This is a genomic window from Mycobacterium ulcerans subsp. shinshuense (assembly GCF_002355775.1).
Lineage (GTDB): Bacteria > Actinomycetota > Actinomycetes > Mycobacteriales > Mycobacteriaceae > Mycobacterium > Mycobacterium marinum.
Map to the genome: position 1 here is coordinate 425,328 of NZ_AP017624.1, position 17,450 is coordinate 442,777.

The 17,450-nt window shown below is 64.9% G+C and carries 17 protein-coding genes; 9 read left to right on the forward strand and 8 right to left on the reverse strand.

Annotated features, from left to right (window positions below; all coding sequences use genetic code 11):
* Nucleotides 1-24: 24 nt before the first annotated feature.
* Genes SHTP_RS02005 through echA20 form a run of 5 tightly spaced genes read right to left on the reverse strand, consistent with a single transcriptional unit; the run spans nucleotide 25 to nucleotide 5,499 of the window.
* Nucleotides 25-2,046, reverse strand: coding sequence for a fatty acid desaturase (locus SHTP_RS02005; RefSeq protein WP_096369621.1), 2,022 nt, complete (start codon nucleotides 2,044-2,046; stop codon nucleotides 25-27).
* Between the two features lie 30 nt (nucleotides 2,047-2,076).
* Complete coding sequence (ipdC, locus tag SHTP_RS02010) at nucleotides 2,077-3,144, reverse strand: (3aS,4S,5R,7aS)-5-hydroxy-7a-methyl-1-oxo-octahydro-1H-indene-4-carboxyl-CoA dehydrogenase (RefSeq protein ID WP_015357402.1); 1,068 nt, start codon at nucleotides 3,142-3,144, stop codon at nucleotides 2,077-2,079.
* Nucleotides 3,141-3,884, reverse strand: a complete 744-nt coding sequence (ipdB, locus tag SHTP_RS02015) for a cholesterol ring-cleaving hydrolase subunit IpdB (RefSeq protein WP_096369622.1) — start codon at nucleotides 3,882-3,884, stop codon at nucleotides 3,141-3,143. Before ipdB ends, ipdC begins: the two co-directional genes overlap by 4 nt.
* Complete coding sequence (gene ipdA / locus SHTP_RS02020; RefSeq protein ID WP_096369623.1) at nucleotides 3,881-4,759, reverse strand: cholesterol ring-cleaving hydrolase subunit IpdA; 879 nt, start codon at nucleotides 4,757-4,759, stop codon at nucleotides 3,881-3,883. Before ipdA ends, ipdB begins: the two co-directional genes overlap by 4 nt.
* On the reverse strand, nucleotides 4,756-5,499 hold the full coding sequence (gene echA20, locus SHTP_RS02025; protein ID WP_096369624.1) for a (7aS)-7a-methyl-1,5-dioxo-2,3,5,6,7,7a-hexahydro-1H-indene-carboxyl-CoA hydrolase: 744 nt from the start codon (nucleotides 5,497-5,499) through the stop codon (nucleotides 4,756-4,758). The genes ipdA and echA20 overlap by 4 nt, the downstream gene beginning before the upstream one ends.
* Before the next feature lie 324 nt (nucleotides 5,500-5,823).
* Here echA20 and SHTP_RS02030 point away from each other — a divergent pair, with 324 nt between their 5' ends.
* The 3 genes from SHTP_RS02030 to SHTP_RS02040 all read left to right on the forward strand — a co-directional run bounded on the left by SHTP_RS02030 (nucleotide 5,824) and on the right by SHTP_RS02040 (nucleotide 9,130).
* Entirely contained in the window at nucleotides 5,824-7,335 is a 1,512-nt protein-coding gene (locus SHTP_RS02030; RefSeq protein WP_172900497.1) for a PE family protein, read from the forward strand.
* Between the two features lie 89 nt (nucleotides 7,336-7,424).
* Nucleotides 7,425-8,204 carry an SDR family oxidoreductase gene (locus SHTP_RS02035; protein WP_096369625.1) on the forward strand — a complete coding sequence of 260 codons (780 nt, stop codon included), beginning with the start codon at nucleotides 7,425-7,427 and terminating at the stop codon, nucleotides 8,202-8,204.
* Between the two features lie 20 nt (nucleotides 8,205-8,224).
* Nucleotides 8,225-9,130 (forward strand): SDR family oxidoreductase, encoded by a 906-nt coding sequence (locus SHTP_RS02040; protein ID WP_012396560.1) that lies wholly within the window; start codon nucleotides 8,225-8,227, stop codon nucleotides 9,128-9,130.
* Nucleotides 9,131-9,175: 45 nt separating this feature from the next.
* Here SHTP_RS02040 and SHTP_RS02045 read toward each other — a convergent pair whose 3' ends face one another.
* From SHTP_RS02045 to SHTP_RS02055, 3 genes are all read right to left on the reverse strand, one after another.
* Nucleotides 9,176-9,631 carry a nitroreductase family deazaflavin-dependent oxidoreductase gene (locus tag SHTP_RS02045; RefSeq protein WP_096369626.1) on the reverse strand — a complete coding sequence of 152 codons (456 nt, stop codon included), beginning with the start codon at nucleotides 9,629-9,631 and terminating at the stop codon, nucleotides 9,176-9,178.
* A 63-nt stretch (nucleotides 9,632-9,694) separates the two neighbouring features.
* Nucleotides 9,695-10,081, reverse strand: coding sequence for a DUF8021 domain-containing protein (locus SHTP_RS02050; protein WP_096369627.1), 387 nt, complete (start codon nucleotides 10,079-10,081; stop codon nucleotides 9,695-9,697).
* A gap of 7 nt (nucleotides 10,082-10,088) precedes the next feature.
* Nucleotides 10,089-11,264, reverse strand: a complete 1,176-nt coding sequence (locus SHTP_RS02055; RefSeq protein ID WP_096369628.1) for a steroid 3-ketoacyl-CoA thiolase — start codon at nucleotides 11,262-11,264, stop codon at nucleotides 10,089-10,091.
* A 170-nt stretch (nucleotides 11,265-11,434) separates the two neighbouring features.
* On the opposite strand from SHTP_RS02055, the gene SHTP_RS02060 reads away from it, so the two are divergent.
* Genes SHTP_RS02060 through SHTP_RS02085 form a run of 6 tightly spaced genes read left to right on the forward strand, consistent with a single transcriptional unit; the run spans nucleotide 11,435 to nucleotide 17,390 of the window.
* Complete coding sequence (locus tag SHTP_RS02060; protein WP_096369629.1) at nucleotides 11,435-12,688, forward strand: cytochrome P450; 1,254 nt, start codon at nucleotides 11,435-11,437, stop codon at nucleotides 12,686-12,688.
* Nucleotides 12,689-12,705: 17 nt separating this feature from the next.
* Nucleotides 12,706-13,737 carry an acyl-CoA dehydrogenase family protein gene (locus tag SHTP_RS02065; protein WP_096369630.1) on the forward strand — a complete coding sequence of 344 codons (1,032 nt, stop codon included), beginning with the start codon at nucleotides 12,706-12,708 and terminating at the stop codon, nucleotides 13,735-13,737.
* Nucleotides 13,722-14,885 (forward strand): acyl-CoA dehydrogenase FadE29, encoded by a 1,164-nt coding sequence (gene fadE29 / locus SHTP_RS02070; protein WP_012396554.1) that lies wholly within the window; start codon nucleotides 13,722-13,724, stop codon nucleotides 14,883-14,885. Before SHTP_RS02065 ends, fadE29 begins: the two co-directional genes overlap by 16 nt.
* Entirely contained in the window at nucleotides 14,882-15,832 is a 951-nt protein-coding gene (locus SHTP_RS02075; protein ID WP_096369631.1) for a bifunctional MaoC family dehydratase N-terminal/OB-fold nucleic acid binding domain-containing protein, read from the forward strand. The genes fadE29 and SHTP_RS02075 overlap by 4 nt, the downstream gene beginning before the upstream one ends.
* Entirely contained in the window at nucleotides 15,829-16,230 is a 402-nt protein-coding gene (locus tag SHTP_RS02080) for a MaoC family dehydratase (protein ID WP_071497622.1), read from the forward strand. Before SHTP_RS02075 ends, SHTP_RS02080 begins: the two co-directional genes overlap by 4 nt.
* Nucleotides 16,230-17,390 (forward strand): 17-hydroxy-3-oxo-4-pregnene-20-carboxyl-CoA lyase, encoded by a 1,161-nt coding sequence (locus SHTP_RS02085; RefSeq protein ID WP_096369632.1) that lies wholly within the window; start codon nucleotides 16,230-16,232, stop codon nucleotides 17,388-17,390. Before SHTP_RS02080 ends, SHTP_RS02085 begins: the two co-directional genes overlap by 1 nt.
* Nucleotides 17,391-17,450 lie beyond the last annotated feature (60 nt).

Here is a 17,450-nt window from a genome sequence, read left to right on the forward strand (position 1 = left end):
GTTGCGTCCGGCGCGATGGGCGCCTTAGCTGTCGTAGTCGACTGCCACGAACGGTGTGGTCGGGTGCGACTGACACGTCAAGATGTAACCCGCGTCGAGTTCGGCCTGACCAAGCGCGAAGTTGTGGTCCATCTCCACGTTGCCTTCGATGAGTTTGGCTCGGCAGGTGCCGCACGCTCCGCCCATGCAGGCGTAGGGTGCATCGCTGCGCCGCTGTAGCGCGCCCTCCAGGATCGAGTCTCCGGGGGTCAGATCGAAGGTGTCCTGCCGCCCGGACAGGGTGAAGGTCACGGTTGCGCCCTCGTACCCGTGATCGGTCGCCGGTGCTGTGTTGTAACCGAAGAACAGCTCCAGGTGAATGTGCTCCGTGTCGACCCCGTGCTCGATCAACGAGTCACGCACCGTGGTGGTCATTTCCATTGGTCCGCAGATGAACCACTCATCCACCGTTTCTGGGGACAGGTTGCTCGTCAGCCACCTGTTGAGCTTCTCCGTGTCGATGCGTCCGCGTAGCTCTGGGGTGTGCAGCGGCTCGTTGGACATCACGTGCAGGATCTCCAGCCGGTCGGCATAGCGTGACTCGAGACGGTCCAGCTCGGCCCGGAACATCGTGGATTCCTTGGTGCGATTCCCGTAGATCAGGGTGAACCGGCTTTCGGCTTCGATCTCGAGCGTGGTCGCAAGGATCGACAACACCGGTGTGATCCCGCTGCCGGCCACCAGTCCGACGTAGTGCTTGCGCTCCAACGGATTCAATGGCGTGCCGAACTGGCCGGTCGGCGTCATCAGCTCCAGCACATCGCCGGCCTTGAGGTCGCTGGCCACAAAAGTCGAAAACGCGCCGCCCGGAATGTGTTTGACGGCGATCCTCAGCTGGGCCCGAGTGGCCGGAGCGCAGATCGAGTAGTTGCGACGGACGCCCTGCCCGCCAAGATCGGTGCGGACCGTCACGTGTTGGCCCGGCTCGAAGCGGAAGGCGTCCTGCAGGTCTTCGGGCACCGCAAACGTCACCAGCGTGCTGTCGGTGGTGATGGGGTCCACCGATGCGACCGGGATGCGGTGCAGCACCGCGTGCGGCGAACTCGACCTGGCCGGCATCCGCACCGGCAACAGCTTGGCGAGCCTGCCGTTGAGTTCCTTCCACTCCCGGTACTCGTCCGGATTCAATTGCTGGCCAAAGACCGTGGAGATCGCGGCGTTGCGTTCCAGGTAAGCCTCTTCGTTGCGCTTCCAGGTGCGCACGTACCGGTAGAACGGCACCGACGGGTGCAGATGGTGTACCAGGTGGTAGTTCTGCGACAGCAGCACCGGCGTGAACAGCCATTCCGCACCGACGCGGTTGCGGGTCGCGCGATAGCGGTTGGTGCGCTGGGTGTCCTCCAGCCCGTGATGAGGCAGCCAGTCGAACCACCATGCCAGCACCGTGAGTCCGATGCGCTGCGGGATCAAGAAGACCACCGCCAACGTCCAGAAATTGCCGGTGACGATCGCAATGGTCAAGCCGGTGATGCTCAACGCAAACATGAACAGCGTCTCGGCAAACTCGACGACCGGTCGGCTACGAGCACGCGGGATGTAGTACTTGAGGTAGTAGTACTCCACCAGCGACCAGCGCAACGGCAGCAGCCACGGCGAACCATGAGAGGCGAAGGTGTCGGGGTCTTCGACGTCGTCATTGGAGTGGCGGTGATGCTGGATGTGGATGTATCCGAAGGCCGGGAAGGCGACCACCGGACCGACGAAGAGAAAAGCCAGCCGCCCGAACAACCCGTTCACCCAGCGCACCGCGCTGACCGAGTAATGCGAGGCGTCGTGCACGACGGTGAACATCACAAAGGTCACCGCGGCGTTGACCGGAATCGTCACCCAGGACGGGACCCAACCGTCGATGTAGCCGACCGTCGTCAGGACAAAGGACCCGAGTGCGGCCAGGAAGATCCCAAGGGTGGGAAGGGCCAGCTTGGGCACCGTCTCGCCAGGATCGGGCAGAGTGTGATGCGCAGACGAATCCGGTGCCGCTCGGTTCACGGCGTCGATGGTCGACATAGCTGAAGAAGCGTAGTCGACACGCGTCAACTACTCCACCAGCGCTGCGGCGGCCCGTAGATGTTCGATGGCGTCGTGCACGATCGACTCGACCAATTGCGCACACGACGGCAGGTCATCGAGTATTCCGGCGACCTGACCCGATGCCAGTACCCCCGCCTCGGGGTTGCCGTCGACCAGACCGGCCTTCAACAACATCGGGGTATTGGCCGCCATCAGCACCTGTGACCAGGTCAGTTCTTTGCCGTGTCGCATGGCGAGGCCGTCTTTGATCATCGACGCCCAGCTCATCTGCGACATCTGTTTGAACTTCGCGGCGTTGCGGATCGCGGCGGTAAAGCCCCGCGCTCGCGATCCGCCTTCCAATTTCTCGACCAGTCCGGTGCGCAGCACCCGGTGTGGCATCCCGTCGACCCGGGTGGTGACGACGGTGCCATCCAGCGCGGCCTGAAGATAGCGTCGCTTCACCGCGTCGGGCACGGTGGAGTCCGAGGTGAGCAGGAAACGGGTGCCCATTGCCACGCCTGCCGCGCCATAGGAAAGCGCGGCGGCCAGCCCGCGTCCATCGAAGAAACCGCCTGCCGCGATCACCGGGATGCCGGTGCCCTTGACGGCGTCCAGCACTGAGGGCAACAGCAGTGTCGTCGCGACCGGTCCGGTGTGTCCGCCGCCCTCACCGCCTTGGACGATCATGGCGTCCGCGCCCCAGCCCGCAACCTTGCGGGCGTGCTTGGCCGCGCCGATCGATGGTATGACGACGGCTCCGGCTTCCTTGAGCCGCGCGATCAGCTCGGGCTTGGGGGCCAGGGCAAAGGATGCGACTTTGACACCCTCGCGGATCATCAACTCGACCCGGTCCGACGCATCGGCGGCGTCGGCGCGGATGTTCACGCCGAAAGGCTTGTCGGTGGTGGCTTTGACTTTGCCTATGGCAGTGGCCAATTCGTCCAAGGTCATGGTGGCCGAAGCCAGGATTCCCAGGCCCCCCGCGTTCGCTGTGGCCGAGACCAGCCGCGCACCGGCCACCCAACCCATCCCGGTCTGCACCACCGGGTGCTCGACGCCGACCAGATCGGTCAGCGGCGTGCGCAATCTCATGAACGAATCTCTCTATCGCGCAGCTCTTTCGGATCGATGACTTCGCGGATCAGCTGCAGTTCCCCGTCGGTGGGAGTCCTGGTTTGTTCGGCGTCCTCGAGGCCGTGTACCTCGAATGAGGTGGCTTCCCGAACGTCGTCGGGGGACACTCCGGGATGCAAACTCAGGGCCCGCATCGTTTGCTCGGGTCCGCCGAAGTCGAACACTCCCAGGTTGGACACCACCCGGTAGACGTTGACGAACCGAAACGCGGGGTTGTCGGGATCGACCTTGTCGTAGCCGATTCCGGAGACGATGTCGACGGCCTCGCAGAACACTCGTTTGGAATGGCTGCCGACCCAGTAGCTGGTTGCGTGGTTGATGGTATTGCCGGGCGATCCCCGGACGCCGAACATCTGCCGGGTCGGATGCTGCAGCGGGCCGAACGCCGAGATGTTCTGATTGCCGTAACGGTCAACCTGATTGGCGCCCATCACAACATGCCGGCGTCCCCAGGCCAGTGTCTCGAAGACCCGGCCAAAGGGCATCCAGCCCTCGACCGGTCCGGTCTTGCCCAAAGGTGGCGTGTCGGCCAGCAACTGGGCTTCCCCGTCGGTCAGCAGGATGTCGGGTGAGAAGGTGAGTCGGGCCAACCTCGCTCCGACCGACGCCATGCTCGTCATCGGGCTGACCATGATTTCACCGGCGTTGCGGAACAATTCGGCGCAGGCGACGGCGCATACCTCGGCCCGGGTACTCACGATGACGCTCCAAACTCGCGCACCGCTGCCTGATAGTCGGCCTCGGTGCCGGACAAATATGTGGCCACGAACTGTTGCCACCCCTGGTCGGTCGACGCCGCTTCGGCGTAGTGGCGCTGGAATTTCTCGTCCCGGCCATAGTCGGGCGCGGCGGTGGTGAAGTGGGCGCCGCCGGGGGCCTCCACCACCGCGTCGACCATCATCCGGTTCACCAGCATCGCTTGGGGCGGTATGGATTTGACTAGTTCCTCGGTGGTGACAATGCGCTCCACCGAGAGGAAGCGCTGCTCGGCGGCCATCAGGAAAAGGTCGTCGAAGTACGGGTCGATCCCGGTGTAGGCGGCATTGCCACGGCAGTCGCCGAGATTGAGGTGCGCAAAGGCCGCGTCCAAGCGCAGCGCCGGCATGGCGATCAGGGTCTCGTGGCCGCCTTCCGGGGCCGGGTAGGGACTGGTGACCGTGGCCAGCTCGCCGTCCCAGAAGTCCGGAACCGAACTGCCCAGCCCGGCGCGGATCGGCAGGAACGGCAGGCGTTGTGCGGCCGCTTGTAGCCCGCAGCGCAGCATGCCCTCGTCCATTTCGCGGGCCTCGATGGCACCACTGGTGCGGGCCTTGGCGAACCACGGGTCGTAGAAGGGGGGTGAGTCCAATGAGACGAACCCGTAATAGACCCGCTTGACCTTGCCGGCCGAACACAGCAGTCCGACGTCGGGGCCGCCGCAGCTGACCACCGTCAGGTCGGTGACGTCAGAGCGCAGGATGGCCCGCACGAAGGCCATGGGCTTGCGCCGTGAACCCCAGCCGGCGATGCCGATGGTCATTCCACTGCGCAAATGCCCGACTGCGTCATCGAGGGTGGTTGTCTTGTTGCTCATGACTTTTTCACGAACGCGTCGCGGTGCTCGTCGGCGACTCCGGCGAGGTTGAGCTCGAACGTAAATCCTTGCTCCATGCGGTAGCTGGAGTTAACCCGTTGCACATCAATCAAGTTCAGCGCCTCCTTGGCGGCACGGATAACGCGGGTGTCCTTGGCGGCGATGTCACGGGCCACGCGTAAAGCGGATTCGTCGAGTTCGGCGCGGGGCACCACCTCGTGCACCGAGCCAAAGTGGTGCAAGGTGGCGGCATCCACGGTGGCGGCGGTGAAGAACAGCCGCCGCATCAAATGTTGTGGAACCAACCTGGAGAGGTGGGTTGCGGCGCCGAGCGCGCCCCGCTCCACCTCCGGCAAACCGAAGGTGGCGTCCTCGGAGGCGACGATGACATCGGAGTTGCCGACCAATCCGATGCCCCCGCCAACGCAGAACCCATTGACCGCGGCGATCACCGGCACCGCGCATTCGTATACCGCGCGGAAGGCCGCAAAGCAGCCACGGTTCGCGTCGATCAGCGCCGTGAAGCCTTCGGTGCGCTGCATTTCCTTGATGTCTACGCCGGCGTTGAAGCCGCGGCCCTCGGCCCGCAGGATCACCGCTCGGGTTTCCAGGTCGGCTACGGCGGCCGTCAGGGCGGCGGCGAGTTCGAACCAACCGCGCGATGGGATGGCGTTGACCGGCGGATAGTCGACGGTGATCGCAACGATCCCCGGTTCAGCGGTGGTGGACGTGATTGTCACTGGGGACTTCCTGATGGGGTGGGCTACCTAAGCAAGCACTTGCTTGGGACGATAGCACAGCGACACGCTTCGCAGCGGCCAAGGCCATCGACAGGGGGCCAAGCGGGTGCTCGTGTTTCTCATGGGTGAGACGTTGTGGGGTGTGGTTGGGGGGTGGTGGTGCAGTCGGTGGTGGGTGGGCTGCGACGGGGGGCGCGGTGGTGCGCCGGTGGGTGTTTTTCGTGTTGTGGTGATCTTGGTGATTCGTGGATAGGTCGTTGACCTGCGTCGATATCGTCGGCCGATCGGTGTTGGGTGTGGTGGGCTGAAGGGGCGGTGGGTGTGGTGTCGTTGGTCAGGGTGGCCCCGCAGGTGGTGGCCGACGGGGTGGGGAATTTAGCGCGTATCGGGTCCTCGATCGGGGTGGCCAACGCGGCCGCGGCGGCGGCGACCACCACGATGGTGCCCGCCGGTGGTGATGAGGTGTCGGTGGCGGTGGTGGGGTTGTTCCGCGGTCTGGGGCAGGACTACCAGCTCTTCGGCGCCCAGTTGGAGCAGTTCCATCAGCGTTTCGTGCAGATCCTGGATGCGGCCAGGACCGCCTATCTGGAGACCGAGACCGCCGCGGCGGCGGCGGCGGTGGCCGATGGGCAGTTTCAGGTGTTGGCGGAGCCGGTGCAAACGCTGGGGCAGGCCTGGCTGGCCAGTCCGGCGGGTGAGCTGCTCGATCCGTTGGTCAATGCGCCGTTTGAGTCGTTGACCGGCCGGGAGTTGATCGGCAACGGGGCGGCGGGGGTCGCGGGTGTCGATGGTGGTGCCGAACAGGCCGGGGGGTGGTTGTTCGGTGATGGCGGCCCGGGGGCGGCGGCCACGGCCACCAGTGCGGCCGGCCGTGGTGGGGATGCGGGGTTGATCGGTGCTGGTGGTGCCGGTGGGGCCGGGTGGGCTAACTCGGGTGTGGCCATGATGGCCGGCGGGGCCGGTGGTGATGGGGGTTTGGTGTTCGGTGATGGCGGGCCGGGTAGTCCCGGGGCGGCTTCGTTTGACCCCACCGTGGCCGGTGGCGCGGGTGGTCCGGGTGGGGATGCCCGCGGGATCGGTGACGGTGGCCGTGGCGGCGATGGTGGCCCCGGGGCCACCGGAGCGCCCGGCGGGCGGGGCAGCGATGGCGGGCCCGGCGGCAAGGGCGGCAATGCCGGGGACTACGGCAACGGCGGTACCGGCGGAACCGGCGGCATCGGCGGGGCCGGCGGCCCCGGCTCACCCGGCGGAACCCCGGGCGCGCAAGGGTTTAGGGCCGGCGATGCCGGTAATGGCGGTGTGGGCGGGATCGGCGGCGATGGCGGACACATCAAAGGCCACGGTGGTGCCGGCGGAATCGGCGGCACCGGCGGCGCCGGCGGAAACGGTGGCAACGGCTCCACCACCGACCATGGAGTTATCCCACAAGGTTGGGGCGGTAACGGTGGCAATGGTGGTCGCGGTTTCAACGGTGGTGACGGCGGTGACGGTGGCAACGGCGGGAGCGGCCCAACAACACTTCGGCTTTTCGGCAGAGTGGGCGGTGACGGCGGTGACGGTGGTCGCGGCGGCGACGCCTACGGCGGCAACGCCGGGTGGGGTGGCGACGGCGGCAACGGGGGCCGAGGCGCATACGGATCCGGTCTCATCCCACCGGCGCGGGGTGGCGATGGCGGTAACGGCGGCGACGGCGGTGACCTCTACATCAATAGCGTGATGTACCAACACGGCGGGGCCGGATTCGACGGTCTGCCCGGCGAGCCACCCGACATCCCGCCGATCGGTGGTTTGGGCGGCAAAGGCGGCAGCGGCGGGCTTGGCCCCCACGCGCCGTAGGGCTCGGCGGTGGTGGACCTGACCGCCACTCGAGTCTTCCCGCACGGGGTTGGGTACCTAAGCAAGCACTTGCTTGGTACGATTGCGCAGTGACCCGCGCCGAAGCAGCCCAAGCCATCAACCTCGGACTGGTCGGCCGGGTAGTTCTGGTAACCGGCGGCGTGCGCGGCGTAGGCGCCGGTATCAGCTCGGTCTTTGCGGAGCAGGGCGCGACGGTGATCACCTGTGCGCGCCGGGCTGTCGAGAACTCGCCTCATGAGTTTCACTGTTGCGATATCCGCGACGAAGACTCGGTCAAGCGGCTGATGGGGTCCATCGCCGAACGGCACGGACGGCTCGATGTGCTGGTCAACAACGCGGGAGGGTCGCCCTACGCGTTGGCGGCCGAGGCCACCCCCAGGTTCCACAGCAAAATAGTTGAACTCAATCTACTTGCGCCGCTACTGGTTTCGCAGCATGCCTATGGGCTGATGCAAGAACAGCCAACTGGCGGGTCGATCGTCAACGTCTGCAGCGTCAGCGGGCGTCGTCCGACGCCGGGCACGGCCGCCTACGGCGCGGCCAAGGCCGGCTTTGAGAGCCTCACCAGCACGCTGGCGGTCGAATGGGCGCCCAAGATCCGGGTGAACGCGCTGGTGGTCGGCATGGTGGCGACCGAGCAGTCGGAATTGTTCTACGGCGACGCCGAATCGATCGCCCGGGTGGCCGCCACCGTCCCGTTGGGGCGGCTGGCGCAACCGGCGGACATCGGCTGGGCCGCAGCGTTTCTGGCTTCCGATCTGGCATCCCATATTAGTGGCGCCACGCTCGAGGTGCACGGCGGCGGCGAGCCGCCGCCGTATCTGGCTGCATCCAGCGCCAACAAATAACGAGAAGAGGAGCAACGAGTATGGGCCTGCTCGACGGACGGGTCGTCATCGTCACCGGAGCGGGTGGCGGGATTGGGCGCGCACACGCGCTCGCTTTCGCGGCCGAAGGTGCGCGTGTGGTGGTCAACGACATCGGGGTGGGCCTGGACGGTTCGCCCGCCGGTGGCGGCAGCGCGGCTCACGGTGTGGTCGACGAGATCACCGCGGCCGGTGGCGAAGCCGTCGCGAATGGATCCGACGTATCGAACTGGCAGCAGGCGGCCGACCTGATTTCGACCGCCGTCGATACGTTCGGTGGCCTGGACGTTCTGGTCAACAACGCCGGCATCGTGCGCGACAGGATGATGGCCAACACCAGCGAGGAAGAATTCGACGCCGTCATCGCCGTGCACCTCAAGGGCCACTTTGCCACCATGCGACATGCGGCGTCGTATTGGCGCGGGCTTTCCAAGGCGGGCAAGGCCGTTGACGCACGGATCATCAACACCAGTTCCGGTGCGGGACTGCAAGGCAGTGTCGGGCAGGCCAACTACAGCGCCGCCAAGGCCGGTATCGCGGCGTTGACGCTCGTCGGCGCGGCCGAGATGGGGCGCTACGGGGTCACCGTCAACGCGATCGCGCCCGCGGCCCGCACCCGCATGACCGAAACGGTCTTTGCGGAGATGATGGCCAAACCCGACGAGGGTTTTGACGCGATGGCTCCGGAGAACGTCTCCCCGCTGGTGGTATGGCTGGCCAGCGCCGAAGCCGGTGCCGTGACGGGGAAGGTCTTCGAGGTCGAGGGCGGCGTGATCCGGGTAGCCGAAGGCTGGGCGCACGGACCCGAGGTCGACAAAGGTGCCAAGTGGGATCCCGCCGAGCTGCGCCTTGTGGTGGCCGACCTGCTGGCCAAGTCAAGGCCATCGGTTCCGGTGTACGGCGCCTAGTCATCGCCGGCCACACCGATTCAAGCGTCGGGCGTTCTTCTCGGGCTAGGGCTCGCAGACGACGATCGGAATCGTCCGGTCGGTCCAGGACTGGTAGTCCTCATAGGAGGGATACATGTCCACCAACTTCGGCCAGTACCGGGCGCGCTCCTCGTCGGTGGCGTCTCGCGCGGTCAGGTCGAGCACTTCCTTTTTGATCTGCACCCCCACCTTGGGGTTGGCCTTGAGGTTGAGGTACCACATCGGGTTTTTTGCCGAACCACCTTTGGACGCAGCGACAATCACCCGATCGCCGTCGCGGTGAAAATACAGCGGGCTAACCCGCGGCTCGCCGGTCTTGCGGCCGGTAGTGGTCAGTAGCGCGACGGGAATCTTCTGGAAGGCGCCGCCCAGGCCCTCACCGCCGTTGCGGCGGTACATGAAGGTGTTGATGCGCGACATCCACTTGATGAAGAAGTCGGTGTAGGGCGAATTCAGAAACCGCGGAGGTGATTTCGGCATGACAACATCCTAAGGTCGCTGGTGGCTGACGGCGCGGGTCATTCGGCGGCCGGTGCCCTCACGCTATCGCTGAATGAATGGGCGGAAACGGACGTTGATGTGCTGGATCTCGGCCTTGCCGCTCGGACTCTCAGCGGGAATGACGAAGGTTTCGTTTACCCGTGAGGCGATACGGCGGCTCCCGAAAACGGCCTTGGTCAACACGTCGTACTCCGCATGCACCCGATCGCCGACGATGCGGTAGTCCGGCGGCGTCGTATCGGCGATCACCCGGTACTGCGGTCCACGATTGAGGCCGCGCCGCGGGTGATTGCCGGAGAACCCGTTTCGAATGCCTTGTTCGATCCGGGTGCAGCCGGCCGCGAACGGCACCACCGCGGCGTCATGGGTGACCAGCGCGTCGATGTAGGCCTGCGCGGCCTCGATGCGACGATCGTCGGAGACACGCACCGAACGGCTAGATTCGCTCGAGAATGGTGCCGGTGGACAGGGCTCCGCCCGCGCACATGGTGATCAGCGCGGTGCTCTGGTCGGTGCGTTCCAGCTCGTGCAGTGCGGTGGTGATCAACCGGCTGCCGGTGCATCCCACCGGGTGGCCCAGGGCGATCGCGCCGCCGTTGACGTTGACCTTGGCCATCTCGGGTTCGTGAACCCGCGCCCAGGACAGCACCACCGATGCGAAAGCCTCGTTGATCTCCACGATGTCGATGTCGCCCATCTTCATCCCGGCCTTCTCGAGCACCTTTGCCGTCGACTGCACCGGCCCGTCCAGGTGGTAGTACGGCTCGGCGCCCACGAGCGCCTGACTGACGATGCGGGCGCGTGGGCGCAAACCGAGTGCCCTGGCCTTTTCCTCGTCCATCCACAACACGGCGGCCGCGCCGTCAGAAATCTGCGATGACGTGCCCGCGGTGTGAATGCCGCCCTCCATTACCGGCTTGAGCTCACTCAAGCCCGCCATGGTGGTGTCGCGCAGACCCTGGTCCCGAGAGACCATGTGCAGCTCGCTGGTGGGCTGCTTCTCCTCATCGAGCACTGGGGCCTCGATCGGTGAGATTTCGCGATCAAAGCGGTGTTCGTCCCAGGCGCGCTTGGCGCGCAACTGGGATTCGAGTCCGAACGCGTCGATGTCTTCGCGGGTGATCCCGCGGCGCTTGGCGATGCGCTCGGCGGCCTCGAACTGGTTCGGCATGTCGATGTCCCAGGACTTGGCCCGGATTGCGGAGCGGTCCGGCCCGGCGTTGGCGCCCAGGCCCACCCGGCTCATCGCCTCGATCCCGCAGGCAATGCCGATGTCGATGGCCCCGATCGCGATCAGGCCGGCGATCAAATGGTTGGCTTGCTGGCCGCTGCCGCACTGGCAGTCGACAGTGGTGGCGCCGACATGATCGGGAAGGCCGGCGGTCAGCCACGCCACTCGGCTGATGTTGTTGGACTGCTCCCCGAAGTGCGTCACGCAACCGCCGATGACCTGTTCGACATCTCCGGGTTGTAGACCCGACGAGAGCCCGGCCTTGTGCACCAATGCCTTCTGAACCGCCCCCAACAACTCGGTGGCGTGCAGGCCTGACAGCCATCCGTTGCGCTTGCCGATTGGACTGCGCGTCGCCTCTACGATTACCGGGTTACCCATGTGGTCAGGCTAGAACACGTTTCATTACTCTGACAAGCGACGATGGTTCGCTGCCTTTTGTCAGCGGTGAAGCCATGTTTTACTGGCAATAGAGCATCACTAGGACAACTAGTGTCCTGGGGGCGCCAGACGCGCCCCGCAAGAGGGATTCGTCACTAAGGAGAACTAGCGTGCCTTGCCCCAGCCTTCCGCCTGGGTTCGACTTCACCGACCCCGACATTTACGCCGAGCGGTTGCCTGTCGAAGAGTTTGCCGAGCTGCGATCCTCTGAGCCCATCTGGTGGGACGAACAACTTCCTGGCCAGGGCGGCGGTTTTCACGACGGCGGCTTCTGGGCGATTACCAAGCTCAAGGACGTCAAGGAAGTGTCTCGGCGCAGCGACGTGTTCTCGAGCTACGAAAACGGGGTGATCCCCAGGTTCAAGAACGACATCGCGCGTGAGGACATCGACGTCCAGCGCTTCGTCATGCTGAACATGGATGCGCCGCACCACACCCGGCTGCGCAAGATCATCTCGCGTGGTTTCACCCCCCGGGCGATCGGACGTCTGCACGACGAGCTCAACGACCGCGCCCAGAACATCGCGAAGGCGGCGGCGGCCGCGGGGTCGGGCGACTTTGTCGAGCAGGTGTCGTGTGAGCTGCCCCTGCAGGCGATCGCGGGTTTGCTCGGCATTCCACAGGAAGATCGCGGCAAGCTGTTCGACTGGTCCAACGAAATGACCGGCACCGAGGACCCCGAGTTCGCGCATATCGACGCGAAGGCCTCCTCGGTGGAGTTGATCGGCTACGCGATGAAGATGGCCGAAGAAAAGGCCAAGAACCCCGGCGACGACATCGTGACTCAGCTGATCCAGGCCGACATCGACGGTGAAAAGCTTTCCGACGATGAGTTCGGGTTCTTCGTGGTGATGCTGGCCGTTGCCGGCAACGAGACCACCCGCAACTCGATTACCCAGGGGATGATGGCGTTCGCCGACAACCCCGAGCAGTGGGAGCTCTACAAGCGGGAGCGTCCGGAGACCGCGGCCGACGAGATCGTGCGATGGGCGACTCCGGTGACCTCGTTCCAGCGCACCGCGCTGGAGGACTACGAGCTCAGCGGCGTGCAGATCAAGAAGGGCCAGCGGGTGCTGATGTTCTACCGTTCGGCCAACTTCGATGAAGAGGTGTTCGAAGACCCGTTCAGCTTCAACATCCTGCGCAACCCGAACCCACACGTCGGATTCGGCGGTACGGGTGCGCACTACTGCATCGGCGCTAACTTGGCTCGGATGACCATCAACCTGATCTTCAACGCTGTCGCCGATCACATGCCGGACCTGAAGCCGATCGCGGCGCCGGAGCGGCTACGGTCGGGCTGGCTCAACGGAATCAAGCATTGGCAGGTTGACTACACCGGCAAGTGCCCGGTTTCACATTGACGGAGTTGATACCAACGATGGACTTCGAGCCCACCGCAGAACAACAAGCCGTGGCCGACGTCGTTACGTCGGTCCTGGCGCGTGACCTGACCTGGACTGCGCTGGTCGACGGGGGTGTGACGGCGCTTGCCGTGCCCGAACGCCTCGGTGGCGATGGGGTAGGCCTGCTGGAGGTCTCCACGGTGCTCGCCGAGGTGGGACGCCACGGCGCCGTCACGCCCGCGCTGGCAACCCTGGGCCTGGGCGTGGTGCCGCTGCTCGCCCTGGCTTCCGAGGCTCAGCAGGATCGGATCCTGGCCGGTGTCGCCAAGGGCGCGGTGTTGAGCGCCGCGCTCAACGAGCCCGGGGTCGCGTTACCCGACCGGCCCGCGACCAGGTTCGCCAATGGGCGGTTGTCCGGGACCAAACTCGGCGTCGCCTACGCCGGGCAGGCCGACTGGCTGATCGTGACCGCTGACGGTGCGGTCGTGGTGGTATCATCGAAAGCCGATGGGGTGCAGCTGGTCCAGACGCCGACATCGAACGGATCCGTCGAATACACGGTGTCGTTTCATGACGTGGTGGTATCCGAATCCGACGTCCTGGCCGGCGCTGCCGCGCCCAGGGTCAATCAGTTGGCGTTGGCGATGCTGGGCGCCTACGCCGACGGGCTGGTGGCGGGAGCGCTGCGCCTGACCGCTGACTATGTGGCCAACCGCAAGCAGTTCGGCAAGCCGTTATCGACATTCCAGACGGTTGCCGCGCAGCTTGCTGAGGTATACATCGCTTCGCGCACCATCGATTTGGCGGCGAAATCGGTGATCTGGCGACTGGCCGCAGGGCGGGAAAACGATCCGCAGACCGGCGATGACCTTGATGTCCTCGGGTACTGGGTGACCTCGCAGGCGCCGCCGGTCATGCAGATCTGTCACCACTTGCATGGCGGGATGGGGATGGACGTCACCTATCCGATGCACCGGTACTACTCCACGATCAAAGACCTGTCCCGGCTCCTGGGCGGGCCCGCTCATCGTCTAGACCTGGTGGGAGCGCAATGTTCATCGACCTGACCCCCGAACAGCGTCAGCTGCAAGCCGAACTACGACAATACTTTTCCAACCTGATCTCCTCCGATGAGATGAAGGCGATGGAGAAGGACCGGCACAACGCGGCATACCGCGCGGTGATCCGCCGAATGGGCAAAGACGGCAAGCTCGGAGTCGGGTGGCCAAAAGAATTTGGTGGCCTTGGGTTTGGTCCCATCGAGCAACAGATCTTCGTCAACGAAGCCCATCGGGCCGACGTGCCGCTGCCCGCGGTGACGCTGCAGACGGTGGGACCCACCCTGCAGGCATACGGCAGCGACGCGCAGAAAAAGAAATTCCTGCCGGCCATCCTGGCGGGTGAGGTGCACTTCGCGATCGGCTACACCGAGCCGGAAGCCGGCACCGACCTGGCATCCCTGCGAACCACGGCGGTACGTCAGGGTGACGAGTACATCGTCAACGGCCAGAAGATCTTCACCACCGGCGCCCACGATGCCGACTACATCTGGCTCGCCTGCCGCACCGATCCGGAAGCGGTGAAACACAAAGGCATCTCGATTCTGATCGTCGACACCAAGGATCCCGGCTACTCGTGGACGCCGATAATCCTGTCCGACGGCGCGCACCACACCAACGCCACGTACTACAACGACGTGCGCGTGCCGGCAGACATGTTGGTCGGTGAACCCAACGGCGGCTGGCGCCTGATCACCACGCAACTCAACAACGAGCGGGTGATGCTGGGCCCGGCCGGCCGATTCGCCAGCATCTATGACAGGGTGCGGGCATGGGCGGCCAAACCGGGTGGGGACGGTGTCACGCCGATCGACCACGACGACGTCAGGCGGGCTCTCGGTGAGATCCACGCGACCTGGCGGATCAACGAGTTGCTCAATTGGCAGGTGGCCGCCGCGGGTGAGAACATCAACGTCGCTGATGCTGCGGCAACGAAAGTTTTTGGCACCGAGCGTGTTCAGCGAGTTGGCCGGCTCGCCGAAGAAATCGTCGGCAAGTACGGCAACCCTGCCGAGTCTGATACGGCCGAGCTGCTCGAGTGGCTGGACGCGCAGACCAAACGCAATCTGGTCATCACCTTCGGCGGAGGGGTTAACGAAGTCATGCGGGAGATGATCGCGGCCGCCGGCCTCAAAGTGCCCCGGGTGCCGCGATGAGCGACATTCGCGAGATCGTCGCGCAGGTCAAGGCGGCGGGGCCCAGTAAACCGCGGGCGGGCCGGGATCCGGTGAACCAGCCGATGATCAACAACTGGGTCGAGGCCATCGGCGACCAAAACCCCATATATGCCGATGATCCCGCTGCCCGCGCGGTCGGGCACCCGGGAATTGTGGCGCCGCCGGCGATGATCCAGGTGTGGACGATGATGGGACTCAGCGGAGTTCGCGCCGACGATGATCCATTGCCGCCGATCATCAAGCTGTTCGACGACGCCGGCTATATCGGGGTGGTCGCCACCAATTGTGAGCAGACCTACCACCGCTATCTGCAAGTTGGCGAGTTGGTCAGCATCAGCGCCGAATTGGGTGACGTAGTCGGTCCCAAACAGACCGCGCTGGGTGAGGGCTGGTTCATCAACCAGCACATCATCTGGCAGGTTGGTGACGAAGACGTCGCTGAAATGAACTGGCGCATTCTCAAATTCAAGCCCCGCACTGAGTCGGCGCCGACCAACGTTCCCGACGATCTGGACCCCGATGCGATGATGCGTCCGTCGTCGTCGCGTGACACCGCGTTCTTCTGGGACGGGGTGAAAGCCCACGAGCTGCGGATCCAACGGCGTCCGGACGGCAGCCTGCAGCATCCGCCGGTGCCGGCGGTATGGCAGGACAAGGCCGAGCCCATCGACTATGTGGTGTCCACCGGAACGGGCACGGTGTTCAGTTTCGTGGTGCATCACGCTCCGAAGGTCCCTGGCCGCACACTGCCTTTCGTGATCGCTTTGGTTGAGCTCGACGAGGGCGTGCGCATGTTGGGCGAGCTGCGCAACGTCGAGCCCGAGCAGGTCGAGATCGGAATGCCGGTTCGCACCGTCTACATCGATTTCCCCGCCGGTGCCAGTGGACCGGAATGGACCCTCTACGCATGGGAGCCTGACGCATGAGCGCCCCAACAATGGATGTCGGTACCAAGCTGCCCGAGCTCAAACTCCACGGCGATCCCACCTTCATTGTCTCGACGGCCCTGGCCACCAGGGACTTTCAGGATGTGCATCACGATCGTGACAAGGCGCAGGCAAAGGGATCGAAGGATATCTTCGTCAACATCCTCACCGACACCGGCTTGGTGCAGCGCTATGTGACCGACTGGGCGGGCCCCTCGGCGTTGATCAAGTCGATCGGACTGCGGTTGGGGTTGCCGTGGTACGCCTACGACACGGTGACCTTCTCCGGCGAGGTGACCGCGATCGAGGACGGCCTGATAACGGTAAAGGTTGTGGGTAGCAACAGCCTTGGCAACCATGTGATCGCGACAGTGACGTTGACGGTTGGGGGTGCCTGATGCTCTCGGGCAAGGCCGCCATCGTTGGTATCGGCGCCACGGACTTTTCCAAGAACTCTGGTCGTAGTGAGCTGAGGCTGGCGGCCGAGGCGGTACGGGATGCTCTCGACGATGCCGGGCTGAGTCCGGCCGATGTCGACGGGCTGACCACCTTCACCATGGACACGAACACCGAAATCGCGGTGGTACGCGCGGCCGGGATCGGCGAGCTGAAGTTCTTCTCCAAGATCCACTATGGCGGCGGCGCGGCGTGCGCGACCGTGCAGCATGCGGCGATGGCGGTGGCCACCGGGATAGCCGACGTCGTGGTGGCATACCGGGCTTTCAACGAACGATCCGACATGCGTTTCGGCCAGGTGCAGACGCGGTTGACGGAGAACGCCGACTCGACGGGTGTGGACAATTCCTTCTCCTATCCACACGGTCTTTCGACGCCGGCCGCGCAGGTCGCGATGATCGCCAAGCGCTACATGCACCTGTCCGGCGCCAGCAGCCGCGATTTCGGGGCGGTGTCGGTGGCCGACCGTAAGCACGCTGCCAAGAACCCAAAGGCGTACTTCTACCAGAAGCCGATAACCATTGACGATCACCAGAATTCGCGGTGGATCGCCGAGCCGCTGCGGCTGCTGGACTGTTGTCAGGAGACTGACGGCGCGGTGGCGATCGTGGTGACATCGGCCGAGCGCGCGCGGGATCTCCAGCAGCGTCCGGCGATCATCGAGGCGGCGTCACAGGGTTCCAGCCCGGACCAGTACACGATGGTCAGCTATTACCGCCCGGAGCTGGACGGGTTGCCGGAGATGGGTTTGGTGGGCCAGCAGCTGTGGCAGCAGTCGGGGCTCAAGCCGACCGATATCCAGACCGCGGTGCTCTACGACCACTTCACCCCCTTCACTCTGATTCAGTTGGAGGAGTTGGGATTCTGCGGCAAAGGCGAAGCCAAGGACTTCATCGCCGACGGTGCGATCGAGCTAGGCGGGCGGCTACCGATCAACACACACGGTGGCCAGTTGGGTGAGGCGTATATCCACGGCATGAACGGCATCGCCGAGGGCGTGCGGCAGTTGCGGGGCACCTCGGTGAACCCGGTGCCCGACGTCGAACATGTGCTGGTTACCGCGGGTACGGGCGTCCCCACGTCCGGCCTGATCCTGGGTTAGTTCGCCATCGCAGGCCGCCCAGCGTCACGCTAGGGTGGCTGGGGCTGTCGAACGTCACTA